Genomic DNA, 18127 nt, shown 5'->3' with positions numbered 1-18127 from the left:
CGGCTGAATGAACGCCGAGTTTGATCTCCGAAGCAAAATGAGGGACAGAGTCACGTTGATGAGCTAAATAATCAATTTCTCAACAATTAGGGTCAGAGTAGACTTATTGGGCAATTCCTCAAAGTTGTCAAACAAATCGACTCTGACCCTAATTTATTTATGCGGCAATTTTGGCGATTATTTCGCTGGCGAAGCGATGTCGTTGACGGTGTATTCAACGCCTCCCAAGCGGGCAGCCACGATGTTATATATCCACGCACTCAGCATTCCTGCCAGATAGACGCTGACGATATACACAACTGCAAACAGAATGACCACACCTGCCCCGATGGACGGCATCTCCACGCCCGTCAACATGGCGAGGAGAACGATCGCCAGCAATGGGAGCATAGCGACAAAATAAACTGCCGCCAGCATCTTTCCAAACTGGGCCACTGCAATATGCTTGACACGCTTTTTCATCGAACACTCCTTCAGGTTGAGCTACGAAGAGATCAATTTACTGAGGGAGATTGAACAAGTCTTAAGCTTTTATCAATTAGCAGGAAAGATGTGGCGGTACGCCTGTGAAAAACCCGTCGGCCATAACGATCGCAGCCGGACATTGAAAAGATTCATCAGGCAATCGCTAAAAGTTGTCAAACAATTCGACTCTGACCCTAATTGGATTGCAAGAATCTAAAAGCAATCACAATGAGGGTCAGTGTCGAATTAAGTGACAACATTTTCCGGAGAAATTGCTCAACAATTCGACTCTGACCCTAATTAAGATTTAGCGCGCGTCGAGGGCGGTGCGGATGGTGGCGGTGAAGGTGCGGACGGCGTCGACGGCCTGGTCTGGCGGGCTGTTTTCGATTTCCTGGATGATGCGGCTGCCGATCACGACAGCGTCGGCCACTTCGGCCACGGCTCTCGCCGTGGCGCCGTCGCGGATGCCGAAGCCCACGCCGATCGGCAGTTTGACGTGTTCGCGGATCGCGGCCACGCGGCGGGCGACGTCGGCCGTGTCGATGGTGCCGGCGCCCGTCACGCCTTTCAGCGAGACGTAATAGCTGAAACCGCCACCGTACTGGGCCACTTGCTTGACGCGCTCCGTGGTCGACGTCGGCGCGAGCAGGAAGATCAGGTCCAGGCCGTTGTCGCGCATTTCGGTTGCGAACGCGGCGCATTCTTCGGGCGGGTAGTCGACGACGATGGCGCCATCGGCACCGGCTTCTTTTGCGCAGCGGATGAATTCGGTCTGGCCGATGCGTTCGATCGGGTTGGCGTAACCCATCAGGACGACCGGGGTATCGGGGTCATTCTTGCGAAATTCGCGCACGAAACCGAACACGTCTTTCAGGCCGACGTTGAATTTCAGCGCGCGCTCGCAGGCGCGCTGGATGACCGGGCCTTCGGCCATCGGGTCCGAAAACGGCACGCCCAGTTCGAGGACGTTGGCGCCGCCCTCCACCAGTGCGTGCATCAGCGGGACGGTCAGTTCGGGGCCGGGGTCACCCGCCGTGATGAAGGTGACGAGCGCGGTCTTGTTGTGCGCCTTGAGCGCGGTAAAAGTCTGTTCGATGCGGGACATGCTGGGTTCCTCTGGTAATCGGAAAAGGCGAATGCCCCGGCTGACCGGGGCAGGATGGGATGGTTGACGCCGGCATCAGCCGAAATCAAGCCCCATCCGCTGCGCCACCGTGTGCATGTCCTTGTCGCCGCGGCCCGACAGATTGACCAGGATGATCTGGTCCTTCGGCAGCGTTGCCGCCAGCTTCACCGCGTACGCGATCGCGTGCGACGATTCCAGCGCCGGGATGATGCCTTCGATGCGGCAGCAATCGTGGAAGGCCTGCAGCGCTTCGTCGTCCGTGATCGAGACGTACTCGGCGCGCAGCGTGTCCTTCAGCCACGCGTGTTCCGGCCCGACACCCGGATAATCCAGGCCCGCCGACACCGAATGCGTCTCGATGATCTGCCCGTTCTCGTCCTGCAGCAGATAGGTGCGGTTACCGTGCAACACACCCGGCAGGCCGGAGGTCAGCGAGGCCGAGTGCTTGCCCGAATCCAGGCCCTCCCCCGCCGCCTCGACGCCCACCAGCTTGACGCCCGGCTCGCCGATATACGGATAGAAGATGCCCATCGCGTTCGAGCCGCCGCCGATACAGGCGACGACGTAGTCGGGCTGGCGCCCCGTCATCGCAGGCATCTGCACGCGGCACTCTTCGCCGATCACCGCCTGGAAGTCGCGCACCATCATCGGATACGGGTGCGGGCCGGCCACGGTGCCGATGATGTAGAACGTGTTTTCGATGTTCGTGACCCAGTCGCGCATCGCTTCATTGAGCGCATCCTTGAGCGTCTTCGAGCCCGATTCCACCGGCACCACCGTCGCGCCCAGGAGCTTCATGCGGTACACGTTCTGGGCCTGGCGCTTGACGTCTTCGCTGCCCATGTAGATCACGCATTCCAGGCCGAAGCGCGCGCAGATGGTGGCCGTGGCCACGCCGTGCTGGCCGGCGCCCGTTTCGGCGATGATGCGCGGCTTGCCCATGCGCCGCGCCAGCAGCGCCTGACCGATCACGTTATTGATCTTGTGCGCGCCGGTGTGGTTCAGGTCTTCCCGCTTGAGGTAGACCTGCGCGCCCCCGGCCATCTCGGACCAGCGCCGCGCGTGGTACACGGGCGACGGGCGGCCGACGAAGTGGGCCAATTCGTAGCGGTATTCTTCGAGGAATTCGGGGTCTTGCGCGTACTTTGCGTAAGCTTCGCTCAGCTCGGCCAGCGCGTGCGTCAGCGTCTCGGCGACGAACGAGCCGCCATAGGGACCGAAGTGCCCCTGCGCGTTCGGCAGGGCGTAATCAGGGGTCTTGAACAGCGGCGCGGCGTTAGGCGCTGCCTTGAATGGGGTGTTCTGCATGGTATGTCTCGCTATGAATAGTGGCATCGGCTGCCCGCACGGCCGCGACAAACGCGGCCATCTTGCGGGCGTCCTTGATACCCTTTGCGGCTTCGACACCACTGCTGATGTCGACGGCAAAAGGCCGAACGCGTACGACACCGTCAGTGGTGTTGTGTACGTTCAAGCCACCACTCAAAACGACCCGAGGCGCGAGCTCTTTTGGGATGAGAGACCAATCGAAGACCTTTCCTGCGCCGCCATAAGCGTCCACGTACGTGTCAAGCAGAAGGCTCGAGAACCATGGACTGGCGGTGCGGTATGCAAGCTCACATTCTAGCAGCGTGCCAGGGATCGTGTCAGGCTTGACCCGAAACGCGCGCATGAACGGGCGCTGGACGGCCGCCGCAATCGCCGCGCACTGCTCGACCGTCTCGTCGCCGTGGAACTGGATCAGCGCAAGCGGCATCGCTGCGGCGACTTCCTGCACCTCGGCCAGTGTGGGATTGACGAACAGCGCGACGCCGCTGACGAAGGGCGGCAGGCCGGCGCACAAGGCGCCGGCGCGCTCTGGCGTCACATAGCGTGGGCTCTTCGGATAGAACACGAAGCCCAACGCATCGGCGCCCACGGCGACAGCGGCGCTCAGGTCTTCTTCGCGGGTGATGCCGCAGATTTTGATACGGGTGCGTTGCATGAGAGTCCTTACAACCAGGGCAGCGGCGCGACCGCTTCCTGCGGCAGCTTCCAGATCGGATCGTACTCGATCCTGGCGAAATACAGGCCGTCGGGCATGAAGGTCGGTGCGGCGACGTCGCGCGAGCGGCTCTCGAGCACATCGTGCATCCACTCAGGCTCTTGCCGTCCCAGCCCAACATACACGAGCGAGCCGACGATATTGCGCACCATGTGATGCAGGAAGGCGCTGGCGCGCAGCGTGAACACGATGATGTCGCCGTGGCGCTCGATGCGCACTTCGTGCATGTCCTTGACCGGGGTCTTGGCCTGGCAGCTCGAGGCGCGAAACGCCGAGAAGTCGTGGGTGCCGATCAGGTGGCGGGCGGCGTCGATCATGCGCTCGACATCGAGCGGCCGGAACATCCAGCCGGCGCGGTTGGACAGCAGCGCCGATGGCGTCGGATGGTTGTACAGCACATAGTGGTAGGTGCGCGAGCGGGCCGAGAAGCGGGCATGGAATTCCAGCCCGTCCTCGCCCAGCGGCACCTCTTTGGCCCAGCGCACGACAATGGAATCGGGCAGGAAGGTGTTCACGCCGCGCACCCAGGCCTGCGTCGGGCGCACCAGATCGGTGTCGAAATGGACTACCTGCTCGATCGCGTGCACGCCGGTATCGGTGCGGCCGGCACAGGTGGTGGCCAGCGGCGTGCAGGCGAACTTCTCGAGCGCCATTTCAAGACGGTCCTGGACCGTATTGCGTTCCGGCTGCTTTTGGTAGCCGTTCCAACCGGTGCCGATGTACTGGACACCCAGAACAATCCGCGTCACGCCAGCAGCTCTCGCATCGCGCTGGCACGGCCAACCTGCTCGGTGCTGCCGCCCTTGATGACTTCGTCGAGCAGTTCGCGTGCACCTTCCTTGTCGCCGATTTCCTGGTAGGCCACGGCCAGATCGAGCTTGGTTTCCATTTCCATGTGCTCGGGCGAGAGCGGCGCCGGGGCTGCAGCGGTATCAGCGACCGGATCAGCATCGAACGCCGCTGGCGCCGGCGCATCGGCCGTGGCCGACGCCGGCAGATCCAGGTCGAAGTCAAGCGTGTCGAGCGAGTTGCGCTGCAGCGTCGGTTCGTCGCTGACCGGCGGCGCCGACAATTCTTCGGGCGCCGGCACGGGCGCCGGGGTATCGGGCAGGTCGAACATGTCGAACGGATCGTCCTGGCGCGCCGCGAAGTCTTTCGGCTCCGCGCCGCCGGAAGCGCGCGGCTCGGCCGGCAGGCCGAAGTCCATCGCGTCCAGGTCGAACAGCGGATCTTCGGACACATTCGCGTTCGACGTACCGCGCACGGCAGGCAGCGGATCATTCACGGGCGCTGGCGTCGCCGGCGTGACCGGTGCGCCAAAGTCCATCGAATCCAGGTCGAACAGCGGATCGCTCGGCGCTGCGGCGGCGGGCGCCGGCTGCGCCGGGCTGGCTGGCAGCGACGGCAAGCCGTCGAAGTCCCTGGCCAGGCCGGCCATGTCGACCGGCGTGGCCTGCACTTGCGGCTGCGGCGTCAGGTCGAGCGAGAAGTCGTCGCGCAGATCGGCCGGGGTGGCCGGGGTGGCTGCAGCAGCTTGCCCGGCAGGCGGCGCATCGAAGTCCATGTCGAATTCGAGGTCGTTGACGTCGGTCGACAGCGTCGACGCGGGCGTGGCTGCCGCTGCCGGCGGCAGCATGTCGAAGTCGAGATCCGGCACGGCAGTCGCGTCCGGGTCGGGACGGCTCGTGGTTGCCGGCGTCGGGGCCTCGGCGTGCGTGACCGGCTCGAACGCCAGCCCGCCAAGGTCGAAGTCGAGCGCGTTGTCATCAAGGCGTGGCGCTGGCACCGGCTCGGCATGCGGCGTTGCGGTGTGCTCAGCATCGTCCTTCGACAGCGAGAACGCCGACGCAGCAGCGACGGCGCCGGCAGCGGCCGCGCCAGCAACGCGTGCACTGGTGTTCGAGACAGTGGAAGGCTCGTCAGCACGCAGCGCATCCTGGTACTGCTGCGACAGGATCGCCTGCTGGCTGCGTTCCTGCGCCGACGGCGTTTGCGCCGGCGCCGGCGCGGCGTTCGCGTACAGCGAATTTTGCGGATCGATGCCCAGGCCCAGCGCCGCAGCGTGTGCCCAGTCGTCGCCCTGGCCGTTGGTGAGTGCATGCAGCTCGCGCGCCTGCACCTCGAAGGCGCGGGCGTCCTTGCGCGTGGCGTAGATCTCGAGCAGTTTCAGACGCACCGGGTGACGGTCCGGATGCGTGCGCAGCGCTTCCTTCAGGATTTCCTCGGCCTGCGCGTCGCGCCCGTAGGCAATGTACACGTCGGCTTCAGCCACCGGATCGACTTCGTTCGTATCGAGCTGGCTGGCCGATGGCGCGAAGCTCGAGTTGAAGACGCTGTTGTTGGTGTCGACGCTCTGGCCGCCGCTTTCGGCGAACAGCGACTGGGCGCCTGCGCCCTGCCCGCCCAGCACCGACGGTTCGGTCGGCGCTGGCGCCACCGGCGCGGCATTGCGCTTGCGGCGCTGCGCGACGCCGAACAGGATCAGGAGCAGCACCAGCAGCGCTGCAGCGATGTAGAGCATATTGTCCAGCAGCGTGTCGACCAGGCCTTTTTCTGGCTCTGGCGCCGGCACCGGTTTTTTCAGGCGTGGATGCGTGACCGGCTTGGCCGGCGTCGCCACGACGGGCGCCGCTGCAGCCTGCTCGGCTTCCGCGCCCGCGCGGCTTGGCACCGTCATCAGGTTTTCGAGCTCGCCAACGTTCTTTTCAAGTTCCTTGACGCGGGCCTCGGCCTGTTCGAGTTCGCGCTGCTTGGCCAGCGTGTCTTCGACGCTGGCGGTGCCGTCCTGCGGCGCGGTGCCGGTTCCCGGCGTGGCCTTCGACAGGCGCAGCTTGTCCTGCGCTTCGTTGGCGGCCGTCGGTTGTTCTTCGACGCGCGCCGTCACGCGCCCGGTTGCGCTCTGGCCGCCCTGCGGCGCGCTGCCCGGCGTACTGGCGGCGACCTGGCCGGCGAGCTTGTTGCGGTAGGCGTCAAAATCGGCCGCATGCGCGACGACCACGCCGCGCGCTTCGCCCTGGCTCGCGCCACCACGCAGCGCATCGCTGTCGGGCACACTCAGGATCTGGCCCGATTTCAGGCGGTTCATGTTGTTGCCGATGAAGGCATCCGGGTTGGCGCGGTACAGCGCCACGAGCATCATGTCGAGCGAGATTTCGGCCGGCTTCACGCGGGTGGCGATGCCACTGAGCGTGTCGCCGCGACGCACACGGTAGGTGCTTTCGGCTGCTACCGCATCGCGCTGCGCGGCCTGGCGCTGGGCGCCTTCGCGTGCAGCAGCAATGCGGGCGCGCTCGGCTGCATCAAACGCCGGGGCAGCAGCGACAGCAGCAGCGGCAGGTGCGGCGGCAGCAGGCTGCGACGACGCGCGCGGCGCCGGGCTGCTGGCCACCTGCGCCGGCTGCGTCGTGCGCAGTTCGGCCGGATCGAGCAGGAACGTGTACTCGCGCACCAGGCGCCCGTTATTCCAGGTCAGCTCGAGCAGCATGTCGACGAACGGTTCGTTCAGCGGCTGGCTGGAATTGACGCGGATGATCTGGCGGCCACCGCGCTGCTCGACGGCGAAGCGCAGCGACAGCAGCGCCGGATTGAAGTCGATGTTCGCGCTGCGGAAGGCCTCAGGTGTGGCCAGCTTGACGGCCATGCTGGCCGGGTCTTCGCCGGCGCTGGTCGTCAGTTCGATCTCGGCGCGCAGTGGCTGGCCAAGTGCCGACAACACGGTCAATTTTCCAAGCCCGGCCGCGCTGGCGGCGGAAGTGACGAACACTGCACTGGCAATCGCCGCAGTGAGGGTTTTCAACGCAGGTGCCATGAGCTGAGATTGTTCCGAAAAATGCATAGTGAGCAGCGAGTTAGTTGGCCGAGGGAAAGACGGTTTCCCGGAGTCTCAACATAACATCATGCTCTAGGGCACGCAAGCGATGCGCACGTTTACAGCAGGGGGAACGGGGTGTTTTGTGGCCTGCGAGACATGCCTTGATGGGGTTCGATAACCACCAGACATGGTAGTTGCAATGAATGCAACCGGCGATGACGAACTGTACATAACGGGCCGGCCGCGAAGCAGCCAGCCCACTGTGCAAAGCGTTTAACGCTCCAGCACGATGCGCAGCATGCGACGCAGCGGCTCGGCCGCGCCCCACAGCAGCTGGTCGCCGACCGTGAAGGCGGACAGGTAATCGTCACCCATCGACATCTTGCGCAGGCGGCCCACCGGGATGGTCAGACCACCGGTGACGGCAGCCGGCGACAGGTCGCGCATCGATGCTTCGCGGTTGTTTGGCACCACCTTCGTCCACTGGTTATGCGAAGCGATGATGTCGCTGATTTCGTCGAGCGGCACGTCGCGGGTCAGCTTGATCGTGAGTGCCTGCGAGTGGCAGCGCATCGCACCGATGCGCACGCACAGGCCATCCACGGGAATCGGTTTGGCGTCGAAGCCCGCACCGCGACCGAGGATCTTGTTGGTCTCGGCGCCGGCCTTCCACTCTTCTTTCGACTGGCCGTTGCCCAGGTCCTTGTCGATCCACGGGATCAGGTTGCCGGCCAGCGGCACGCCGAACTGCTTCGTTTCGTCGCTCGAGAGGCCATGCTGGGTGGCCAGCACGGTGCGGTCGATTTCCAGGATGGCCGATGCCGGGTTGTCCAGCAGCGGCTTGATCGCGCTGTTGATGGTGCCGAACTGCGTGAGCAGTTCGCGCATGTGCTGCGCGCCGCCGCCCGATGCCGCCTGGTAGGTCATGGACGTCATCCACTCGACCAGGCCGGCCTCGAACAGGCCGCCCAGGCCGATCAGCATGCACGACACGGTGCAGTTGCCGCCGATGTAGTTCTTGACGCCGCGCGACAGTGCCGCGTCGATCACGGCGCGGTTGACCGGGTCGAGCACGATGACCGCGTCGTCGTTCATGCGCAGCGTGGACGCGGCGTCGATCCAGTAGCCGTTCCAGCCGGCCGCGCGCAGTTGCGGGAACACCTCGCTCGTGTAGTCGCCGCCCTGGCAGGAAATGATGATCTCGCATTTGGAGAGCTCGGCGATGTCGCTCGCGCTCTTCAGGGTGGTTTCATTCTTCGCCATCGCCGGCGCGGCGCCGCCCGGATTCGACGTCGTGAAGAACACCGGCTCGATGTGGTCGAAATCGCCCTCTTCCTGCATGCGCTGCATCAGGACCGAGCCAACCATGCCGCGCCAACCTACCAGACCAACTAATTTCATCGTCTTCTTTCAGTGTGATTACAGTGTTATCCGAGCGCCGCGACGACCGCGTTGCCCATTTCTTCGGTGCCCACGCGGGTGGCCCCTGCTTCGTGAATATCTGGTGTACGCAGACCTTGCGCCAGCACGCGCTTGACGGCGTTGTCGATGCGGTCGGCTTGCTCCGTCAGGCCAAAGGTAAAGCGCAGCATCATCGCGGCCGACAGGATCGTCGCCAGCGGATTGGCCACGCCCTGCCCCGCGATGTCCGGCGCCGAACCGTGCGACGGCTCGTACAGGCCCTTGTTCTTCGCGTCGAGCGAGGCCGATGGCAGCATGCCGATCGAACCGGTCAGCATCGCGGCGGCGTCCGACAGGATATCGCCAAACATGTTGCCGGTCACGAGCACGTCGAATTTTTTCGGCGCGCGCACCAGTTGCATGGCGGCGTTGTCGACGTACATGTGATCGAGTTCGACGCCGGCGTATTCCTTGTGGACGTCGGTGACGATATCGCGCCAGAACTGGCCCGTCTCGAGCACGTTGGCCTTGTCGACGCTGGTCACGCGCTTGTCGCGTTTCAGCGCGGCCTGGAACGCCACGTGCGCGATGCGGCGAATCTCGCCTTCGGCGTAGCGCATCGTGTCGAAGCCTTCGCGCTGGCCCTTGAACGGGCCGTCCGGGCATTCGCGCACGCCGCGCGGCTTGCCGAAATAGATGTCACCCGTCAGTTCGCGGATGATCAGGATATCCAGGCCCGACACCACCTCGGGCTTGAGGGTCGACGCGCCGGCCAGCTCCGGGTACAGGATGGCCGGGCGCAGGTTGGCGAACAGGCCCAGTTCGCGGCGCAGGCCAAGAATCGCCTGCTCGGGGCGCAGCGCGCGTTCGAGCCCATCGTATTTGTAGTCACCCACGGCGCCGAACAGCACCGCATCGGCATCCTTGGCCAGCTTGAGCGTGCTGTCGGGCAGCGGGTGGCCGTGCGCGGCGTAGCCGGCACCGCCCACTTCGGCGGTGTCCATCTCGAACTGCTCACCGAGCGCGTTCAGAACCTTCACCGCCTGGGCGGTGATCTCCGGGCCGATGCCGTCACCTGGCAGGATCGCAATCTTCATGCTCGTCTTTCTCGTCTTGGTTTCTTGTCTTGGTTGCTTGTCCTGGCGCCGCGATCAGATCGCGTTGGCCAGCCACGGCTGGGCCGCGAGATGGCGTTGTTCGAAGGCGCGGATATCGTCCGCATGGCGCAGCGTCAGGCCGATATCGTCCAGGCCATTGAGCAGGCAGTACTTGCGGAAGTCGTCGATGGCAAAGCCGAACGACAGGCTGCCGTCATGCGTGCCGATGCGCTGCTGTTCGAGGTCGATCGTCAGCTGGAAGCCCGGCTGGCGCCCGACTGCCTGGAACAATGCTTCGACTTCGTCTTCGCTCAAAGCGATCGGCAACAGGCCGATCTTGAAGCAGTTATTGAAGAAGATGTCGGCAAAGCTCGGCGCGACGACAGCGCGAAAACCGAATTGCTGCAGCGCCCACGGCGCGTGCTCGCGCGACGAGCCGCAGCCGAAGTTCTTGCGCGTCAGCAGGATCGAGGCGCCGGCAAACTGCGGCTGGTTCAGAACGAAATCGGGATTGAGCGGCCGCGCGCTGTTGTCCTGGCCTGGTTCGCCGTGGTCCAGGTAACGCCATTCGTCGAACAGGTTCGGGCCGAAGCCGGTGCGCCGGATCGATTTGAGGAACTGCTTCGGGATGATGGCGTCGGTGTCGACGTTGGCGCGGTCGAGCGGCGCCACCAGGCCTTCGTGTACGGTGAACTTATCCATCTGGTCGGCCTTATTTGCCGCCGGCGCCGGTCACGACCTGGCCGACTTTCGAGACATCGCGGCCGATGCCCGAAACGGTGTTGCAGCCGGCCAGCAGGATGGCGACGAGGGAGAGTGCGAGAGCTTTTTTCATGATGTCCTGAGCGAGAAAATGATCGTGGAATTGGTCGCGATACGCCTTAACGCATCAGAGTGCGCGTACGTCGACAAAGTGCCCCGCAATCCCTGCAGCGGCGGCCATGGCCGGCGAGACCAGGTGCGTGCGGCCACCCTGACCCTGGCGGCCTTCGAAGTTGCGGTTCGACGTCGACGCGCAGCGTTCGCCCGGTTCCAGGCGGTCGGCGTTCATTGCCAGGCACATCGAGCAACCCGGCTCGCGCCATTCGAAGCCGGCGGCCAGGAAGATCTGGTCGAGGCCTTCGCGCTCGGCCTGTTCCTTGACCAGGCCCGACCCCGGCACGACCATCGCCAGCTTGACGTTGGGCGCGCGCTGGCGGCCACGCACGACATCGGCGGCGGCGCGCAGGTCTTCGATGCGCGAGTTGGTGCACGAGCCGATGAACACCTTGTCGATCGCCACTTCGTCGATCGGCGTGCCGGCAGCCAGGTCCATGTAGACCAGCGCTTTTTCGATGGCGCCGCGGCGCACCGGGTCGTTTTCGTCCAGCGGATCCGGCACGCGGCCGTCGATCGCAATCACCATCTCGGGCGAGGTGCCCCAGGTGACCTGCGGCTGGATGTCCTGCGCATCGAGTTCGACGACCGTGTCGAACACGGCGCCGTCGTCGCTGTGCAGCGTGCGCCAGTAGGCCACCGCTTGTTCCCACTGGTCGGCCGTCGGCGACAGCGGCCGGTCCTTGACGTAGGCGATCGTGGTGTCGTCCACTGCCACCATGCCGGCGCGCGCGCCTGCTTCGATCGCCATATTACAGACCGTCATGCGGCCTTCCATCGACAGCGCGCGGATCGCCGAGCCGCCAAATTCGATGGCATAACCGGTGCCGCCGGCCGTGCCGATGCGGCCGATCACGGCCAGCACGATGTCCTTGGCGGTCACGCCCGGGCGCAGGTCGCCCTCGACCTTGACGAGCATCGCCCTGGATTTCTTGGCCAGCAGCGTTTGCGTGGCCAGCACGTGCTCGACTTCCGAGGTGCCGATGCCATGCGCCAGGCAGCCGAAGGCGCCGTGGGTGGACGTATGCGAGTCGCCGCAGACGACCGTCATGCCAGGCAGCGTGGCGCCCTGCTCCGGCCCGATCACGTGCACGATGCCCTGGCGCAGGTCATTCATGTTGAAGTACGTGAGACCGAAGGCCTTGGCATTGGCATCGAGCGTTTCAACCTGCAGGCGCGAGGTCGGATCGGCGATGCCCTGGGCGCGGTCGGTGGTCGGGACGTTGTGGTCGGCCACGGCCAGCGTGCTCGATGTCCGCCATAGTCCGCGGCCAGCGTCGCGCAGGCCATCAAAGGCTTGCGGGCTGGTCACTTCGTGTACCAGGTGCCGGTCGATATACAGGACGGTGGTGCCATCGGCGTCGGCACGCACGACATGGGAATCCCAGAGTTTGTCGTAGAGCGTTTTTTGCATGGTCAGTCCATTGATGCGGTGTGGGGGCGCACAGGGTGCGCGCGGTCGCCGGGACAGGGTGCCCGGCAGCCGGGTTTTCGATTATGCCATAGTTGTGCTGTGGTGCACCATGCCGGGGCGGCGCATGTTTATGCCAAGGACCTTAACATGTGGCAAATTAAGTTTGCAAGGGGTTTGCCATGCACAAATAAAAAAAGCCCGGATCACTGACCCGGGCTTTTCCCTGCGCTTTTGCCGGCGCGCGGCATTGGCGTTGCTTTATGCTGCCAGGCGCACGCTGCTGCGGCAGCCGTCCATCAGGAACGACAGGCCCACGACCAGCACCAGCTCGCCCTCGGCCGAACGCGCCGTGCCGGTGATGCCTTCGACCGACAATGCGGTCATCGGTTTGATCACCAGGTCGGCCGTGCCATCGACCGCTTCCATCGCCAGGATGTACGGTTGTGGTGCATTGATGACGATACCGACTTTCTCGGAACCGGCCTCGTAGCCCAGCGCCAGCGCCAGCGAGCGCACCGGCAGTGGACGGCCCTGGTCTTTCAGCACCGGGGCGCCGCCGACACAGGCGAATTCGTCCGGCAGTTCGACGACGCGCTCGACGACGGCCATCGGCAGCGCCAGTTGCGCGCCCGAGGTCGACACCAGCATCGTCGGCACGATCGACAGTTCGATCGGCAGACGGATTGCAAAGCGCGTGCCCTTGCCCATCTGCGATTCGATGCGGATGGCGCCGCGGTTCTTCTCCACCGCCGTCTTGACCACGTCCATGCCCACGCCGCGGCCCGAGACCGAGGAAGCGACTTCCTTGGTCGAGAAGCCCGGCAGGAACACCAGCTGGTAAGCGTCTTCGTCGCTCTGCGCGCCGTTCTCGCCAATCAGGCCCTTGTCCATCGCGATCTTGCGCAGGCGGGTCGGGTCCATGCCCTTGCCGTCATCCTGCAGCACGATCATGACGCTGTTGGCTTCCTGCCAGGCTTTCAGCAGGATGAAGGCCTTGGCCGGCTTGCCATTGGCGACGCGGTCGGCGGGCGACTCGACACCGTGGTCCAGCGCATTGCGCAACATGTGCACCAGCGGATCGTACAGGCTGTCCACCACGACGCGGTCGACTTCGGTCTCGGCGCCTTCGATGGTCAGTTCGACGTCCTTGCCCAGGTCTTTCGCCAGTTCGCGCACGAGGCGCGGGAATTTCTGGAACAGGCGGCCCACCGGCTGCATGCGGGTGGCCAGCGTGGCGCGCTGCAGTTCGGCCGAATAGCGCGATGCGCGTTCCAGCGTTTCGGCCAGCGTGGCGATCAGCGTCGCCGCCTGGCCTTCGAACTTGAACTGCTGCAGACGTTCGAGCAGCACCGCGGCCTGATTCGCGGCCTGGACCGACTCGCCGGCCACTTCGAGCAGCGCGTCGAGCTTGACCGCATCGATGCGGATGCTTTCATCCTTGGCCGGCGCGTTGGCGACCGGCTTGGCATCGTTGCGGCGTTCGGTGCCGTCCCAGCCTTTACCGCCGGCGACGGGGGCCGCCGTGGTGGCGACTGCCGTGGACGGGGTGGCGGCTGCGGGTGCGGCTTGCGCCACTGCTGGCGCTGCGGTGGTCACGGCAGCAGCAGCGACGGCTTCGCCGGCGATGGCGTTGGCGGCCGGGACGACGGTGTTGTACATGCCAACCCAGTCCAGGCCATCGTCGCCGACGACCGGTGCGACGGCGGCCGCAACCGCGACGGGCGCGGCTGCGACGGGCGCTGGCACCACCGGCGCGGCGACTGGCGCTGGCGCGCTGTTGCCCTTGCCTTCGATCGCGTCCATCAGAATGCGCTCGAGGTCGGCCGGCATCTGCGCCAGGCCTTCCGGCGGCGTGCCGTTGTTCAGGTCACCCAGCTGGTCGGCCACGAAGCCCGATGCCTGCAACGCTGCTTCGATCGCGATTGGCGTGACCGGCGCGGCGCCGGTGCGCAGCGCATCGAACAGGTTTTCGGTCAGGTGGCAGGCTGCGACGAGCGCAGGCAGGCCCATGAAGCCGGCGCCGCCCTTGATCGTGTGGAACGACCGGAACACCGCGTTCAGGGTTTCCTTGTTGTCGGGATCGCGTTCGAGGCGCAGCAGGTGCTCTTCGACGTTGACCGCCAGATCCATCGCCTCGACGACGAAATCCTTCAGCATATCGTCCATTAGAATCCCAGATCGGCAAGAAGATCGTCAACGTTGTCCTGGTTCAGCGCCGCTTGCGGCACTGACGGGCCTTGCATCAGTGGTTCCGGTGTTGCCTGCTTCTGCGCCAGCTTTTCCTTGAGGTCAGGCGGTGCATTGTCGCGCAGCAGCTGGGCCAGCTCGCCCTCGACGGCCTGCGTGATCTTGACCACTTTCTTGATCAGCTGACCGGTGATGTCCTGGAAGTCCTGGGCCATCATGATTTCGAGCAGGCGGGCTTTTTCGGCTTCGGTGGCCGCCGTGACGCTGGTAGCGAACTGGCGCGAATCGCCGGCCAGTGCCTTGAACTCGTCCAGGCTCAGCTTGCCATCGAACAGGTCGCCCCAGCGCAGTTCCATGTCCTTCGACTGCTTCGACAGCACATCCTGGGCCGGCATGCCTTCGTCGAGCGTGTTCAGGACCTTGTTGGCAGCCTGTTCGGTCAGCGTGGCGACGTACTCGAGACGGTCCTGTGCATCGACGATCTGCGACGAGGCTTCATTGAGCGCCTTGTCATAGCCCAGTTCGCGCAGCGAGTCGTGCAGCAGGCGCACGATGCCGCCGAGGCGCTCGAACATGCCGCCGTTTTCGTTGCCCTCTTCACCGGCGGCCGGGGCCGTGGCGGTGGTTGCCGCTGCAGCGGGCGCCGCGGGTGCGGCTGCGGGTGCGGCGGACACGGCGGTTGCCGACACCTGGTCGAACAGCGAGTCGAGATCGTCCTCATCGTTGCTGGCAGCGGCTGCGGGGGCAGACGCTGCAGCAGGGGAAGTAGCAGGACTTGGCGAAGCGCTGGTGCGCTGCGCCGCCACTTCCTCGAATAGTGCGTCGAAATCGTCAGCGGCGTTGGTCATAATCCCTGCTTCTCCATAATATAAATTCGCAATCAGCTCTGCAATACTGGGGGTGTTGCGTCCACCGGGCCGGTCGTTTCCGGGCCCATCGATGGGACTAGTGTTGCCTGCGAGTGTATCAGCGTGGTTGCCGTAGGTAAATCTAAGAGAAGGCAATGCAACAAAATGGGCATGAAAACTTAGTTCCGCGACAATTAAAACGTGCAATTCCTGATCGTTTTTATATGCTGTGTGTTGTATTTTGTGATCGTGCTGTTGTTTTCCGTGAGAAAGTGTCGCATCCGGACGGTTACCTGACGTTTGAGCAAGCTCAACACTTTGCGTTTTCAACACTGGCCATTCGGCATGCAGTCGGCAGAATGGAGATGCCCTGAGGAGAATCATCATGTACCGAAAAATTCTGATCACCACTGACGGGTCGGCCGTCTCGCAGCACACCGCCTGCGCCGGCGTCAAGTTTGCCCAGCAACTGGGCGCAGAAGTGCTGGCCCTGTTCGTTGCGCCCGAATACCAGTACCCGGTGTACGTCGAAATCATCCCGCCCTCGTACCCCAGTGAAGAAGAATACGCGGCCCAGATGCGCCGGATGGGCGAAGAATACATGGGCAAGATCACGCGTTCCTGCGCCAGCGCGAATCTTGCGCACCAGTGCCTGACTGCTTTTTCCGACTCCGCAGCGCTCAAGATCGTCGAGGTCGCCGAGCAGCAAGGCTGTGACCTGATTTTCATGGGCTCGCACGGCCGCAGCGGCTGGAACCAGCTGTTGCTGGGCAGTGTCACGAACAAGGTGTTGTCGCATACGGCCAAGCCGGTCCTGGTGCACCGCCTGATCGCCGAGCCTGCGGCCTGAACCAGAAACGGCGGTCGGCACTTCGCACAAAAGAACACCAGGGCAACCCGCAGTGTTGATAGCAGGACTTACCCCGATCAATCGTGTCTGATTGATTAACGGTTTTCGGGGTAGGAAAACTCTTAATGTGTGAGGAATCGAAATGGTCAGAATTGTCATCGCCGATGATCACACGATCATGCGCGAAGGTCTCAAACGTATCCTGGAAGGCGCCGAGGAAGTTGACATTGTCGGCGAAGCAACCAACGGGTTCGAGGTGCTGGCGCTGGTGCGCCAGGGCGGCTTCGATCTGTTGCTGCTCGACTTGTCCATGCCCGGGCGCAGCGGTGTCGACCTGATCCGCCAGGTGCGCAGCGAGGCGCCCAAGCTGGCCATCCTGATTCTGACGATGCACGAAGAAGAGCAGTACGCCGTGCGCGCGATCCGGGCCGGCGCGCAGGGCTACCTGACGAAGGAAAGCGCAGGCACGCAGCTGGTGGGCGCCATCCGCAAGGTCGCCTCCGGGCGCCCCTATATCAGTACCGAAGTGGCAGAGCAACTGGCCCTCAACATCATGGCCCCCAGTGAGCAATTGCTGCACAAGCAGCTATCTGACCGCGAATTTGAAGTATTTTCCCATCTGGTCGGTGGGAAATCGATTACAGAGATCGCCAATGGCCTGCATCTCTCGGTCAAGACCGTCAGCACCCACAAAACCCGCATCATGCAGAAAATGGGGATGAGTTCGCTCTCGGAGATGGTCCAGTACGCTGTCGCGCACCGCCTGCTCTCGCCGATGAAAGCATGAGCAAGGCATATGCGTGGCCACTGTCCTGCTGCTGATCCGATGTTGCGCAACAACTGCATCCCCGGACGAGTTTGTCCAGGAACAAGGTTCTGAACTTCCTGTTTCACCCCTCCGCCATTCGGGCAACACCTCTGCCTGGTAGGAATATTCCTACAAACCTACCATCTGTCCTACCTACATATTCAGGCAACGCTGATAGTCGTGCCGGGCTCGTGTTGGCATACTGAATTCACCGTTTCGACTTGCTCGCGATCCAAGTCACGGCGTCAGCCGCTAGCAATCAATGGCATGGCAGATGTGCGTCACCATCGGCTCTGCCGCCGGGGTCGCCTCAAACCCTGAGTTTCTTACCGGAGAAGAGCATGCAGTCTCAGCCACCGTCAGAACCACGCAACGCCACCCAGCCGACCCTGCATTCCCCGATGGAGGCCGGTCGCCAGCGCCAGGGACGACTCTGGTCCAATCTCAAGGAAGTCTGCGACCTGCTGCGCATCCAGGCCAGCGTCTCGGTAAGCTCCGAAGAACTGTTGTTCCAGCATGTCCAGTTCAAAACCGGCCAGCGCGTCCACACGATCGGGCAAGCCTTCGACACGCTGTACATCGTCAATTCGGGCTTTCTCAAGACCGTGCTGATCGACGAGTTCGGCAATGAGCAGGTGCTGAGCTTTCCAATGAAGGGCGACATGCTGGGCGTCGACGGCATCCACACGCGCCACTATGCGTCCGAGGCGGTGGCCTTGTCCGACTGCGACCTGATCCTGCTGCCGTTCAAGAAACTGACGGCGCTGGGCCGCGTCCACAACGAGCTCGAGAACATGATGTACGGCGTCATGAGCCGCGAGCTGGTGCGTGAACAGACGATGATCGGCATGCTCGGCGCCCTGTCGGCCGAGGCGCGCGTGGCACGCTTTCTCGTGTCGCTGGCCGACCGTTTTGCCGCGATGGGCTACTCGAGCAAGCTGTTCAACCTGCGCATGACCCGCCACGAGATCGGCAGCTACCTCGGCCTCACGCTGGAAACCGTCAGCCGCACGCTGTCGGCCTTCAACGAGATCGGCATGATCACGGTCGACCAGCGCACCATCGGCATCAAGGACGCCGAATCGCTCAAGACGCTGCGCCGCCTGCCGCCGTCGCGCGCACGCATCAAGGCCAGTGCCAAGCAAAAGGCCGAGCTCGATCAGCCGGGCGACGATCAGGTGCTGGCCACGGCCTGAA

General features: G+C 63.8%; 17 protein-coding genes. 4 read left to right on the top strand and 13 right to left on the bottom strand.

Going from position 1 to position 18127, the window contains the following annotated elements:
- Positions 1-177: 177 nt before the first annotated feature.
- From AC56LN_RS04560 to AC56LN_RS04500, 13 genes are all read right to left on the bottom strand, one after another.
- On the bottom strand, positions 178-462 hold the full coding sequence (locus AC56LN_RS04560) for a hypothetical protein (RefSeq protein ID WP_499570161.1): 285 nt from the start codon (positions 460-462) through the stop codon (positions 178-180).
- 310 nt (positions 463-772) lie between these two features.
- Positions 773-1573, bottom strand: a complete 801-nt coding sequence (gene trpA / locus AC56LN_RS04555) for a tryptophan synthase subunit alpha (RefSeq protein ID WP_482899645.1) — start codon at positions 1571-1573, stop codon at positions 773-775.
- A 75-nt stretch (positions 1574-1648) separates the two neighbouring features.
- Positions 1649-2902: a tryptophan synthase subunit beta gene (gene trpB, locus AC56LN_RS04550; protein ID WP_482899646.1), complete on the bottom strand. Its 1254-nt coding sequence runs from the start codon at positions 2900-2902 to the stop codon at positions 1649-1651.
- The gene (locus AC56LN_RS04545; RefSeq protein ID WP_499570159.1) at positions 2871-3578 is read right to left on the bottom strand and encodes a phosphoribosylanthranilate isomerase; all 708 of its coding nucleotides are present in this window, start codon (positions 3576-3578) and stop codon (positions 2871-2873) included. The genes trpB and AC56LN_RS04545 overlap by 32 nt, the downstream gene beginning before the upstream one ends.
- A gap of 8 nt (positions 3579-3586) precedes the next feature.
- Complete coding sequence (gene truA, locus AC56LN_RS04540; protein ID WP_499570158.1) at positions 3587-4387, bottom strand: tRNA pseudouridine(38-40) synthase TruA; 801 nt, start codon at positions 4385-4387, stop codon at positions 3587-3589.
- On the bottom strand, positions 4384-7434 hold the full coding sequence (locus AC56LN_RS04535) for a motility hub landmark protein FimV (protein ID WP_499570157.1): 3051 nt from the start codon (positions 7432-7434) through the stop codon (positions 4384-4386). Before AC56LN_RS04535 ends, truA begins: the two co-directional genes overlap by 4 nt.
- 288 nt (positions 7435-7722) lie before the next feature.
- Positions 7723-8850 (bottom strand): aspartate-semialdehyde dehydrogenase, encoded by a 1128-nt coding sequence (gene asd, locus AC56LN_RS04530; RefSeq protein WP_499570155.1) that lies wholly within the window; start codon positions 8848-8850, stop codon positions 7723-7725.
- Positions 8851-8876: 26 nt separating this feature from the next.
- Complete coding sequence (gene leuB, locus AC56LN_RS04525; protein ID WP_499570154.1) at positions 8877-9947, bottom strand: 3-isopropylmalate dehydrogenase; 1071 nt, start codon at positions 9945-9947, stop codon at positions 8877-8879.
- A 54-nt stretch (positions 9948-10001) separates the two neighbouring features.
- A complete protein-coding gene (gene leuD / locus AC56LN_RS04520; protein WP_499570153.1) occupies positions 10002-10649 on the bottom strand; it encodes a 3-isopropylmalate dehydratase small subunit in 648 nt (215 codons plus the stop codon).
- A 10-nt stretch (positions 10650-10659) separates the two neighbouring features.
- Positions 10660-10782 carry a hypothetical protein gene (locus AC56LN_RS04515; RefSeq protein ID WP_258835162.1) on the bottom strand — a complete coding sequence of 41 codons (123 nt, stop codon included), beginning with the start codon at positions 10780-10782 and terminating at the stop codon, positions 10660-10662.
- A gap of 54 nt (positions 10783-10836) precedes the next feature.
- Positions 10837-12237: a 3-isopropylmalate dehydratase large subunit gene (leuC, locus tag AC56LN_RS04510; protein WP_499570152.1), complete on the bottom strand. Its 1401-nt coding sequence runs from the start codon at positions 12235-12237 to the stop codon at positions 10837-10839.
- Between the two features lie 258 nt (positions 12238-12495).
- Positions 12496-14403: a chemotaxis protein CheA gene (locus AC56LN_RS04505; protein WP_499570151.1), complete on the bottom strand. Its 1908-nt coding sequence runs from the start codon at positions 14401-14403 to the stop codon at positions 12496-12498.
- Positions 14403-15272 (bottom strand): protein phosphatase CheZ, encoded by an 870-nt coding sequence (locus tag AC56LN_RS04500; protein WP_499570149.1) that lies wholly within the window; start codon positions 15270-15272, stop codon positions 14403-14405. Before AC56LN_RS04500 ends, AC56LN_RS04505 begins: the two co-directional genes overlap by 1 nt.
- A 155-nt stretch (positions 15273-15427) precedes the next feature.
- On the opposite strand from AC56LN_RS04500, the gene AC56LN_RS04495 reads away from it, so the two are divergent.
- The 4 genes from AC56LN_RS04495 (at position 15428) to AC56LN_RS04480 (ending at position 18126) form a co-directional block, all read left to right on the top strand.
- Complete coding sequence (locus tag AC56LN_RS04495; RefSeq protein ID WP_499570148.1) at positions 15428-15646, top strand: hypothetical protein; 219 nt, start codon at positions 15428-15430, stop codon at positions 15644-15646.
- Positions 15647-15657: 11 nt separating this feature from the next.
- Complete coding sequence (locus tag AC56LN_RS04490; RefSeq protein WP_499570147.1) at positions 15658-16122, top strand: universal stress protein; 465 nt, start codon at positions 15658-15660, stop codon at positions 16120-16122.
- Positions 16123-16264: 142 nt separating this feature from the next.
- Positions 16265-16909 carry a response regulator gene (locus tag AC56LN_RS04485; protein WP_183555538.1) on the top strand — a complete coding sequence of 215 codons (645 nt, stop codon included), beginning with the start codon at positions 16265-16267 and terminating at the stop codon, positions 16907-16909.
- A 422-nt stretch (positions 16910-17331) separates the two neighbouring features.
- A complete protein-coding gene (locus AC56LN_RS04480; RefSeq protein ID WP_482900240.1) occupies positions 17332-18126 on the top strand; it encodes a Crp/Fnr family transcriptional regulator in 795 nt (264 codons plus the stop codon).
- The last annotated feature ends 1 nt before the right edge of the window (position 18127 follow it).

It is taken from the genome of Telluria sp. ZT3P26 (assembly GCF_059686035.1).
Note: the sequence above shows the minus strand (reverse complement) of the source record. Positions and strands in the feature narration are given on the sequence as shown.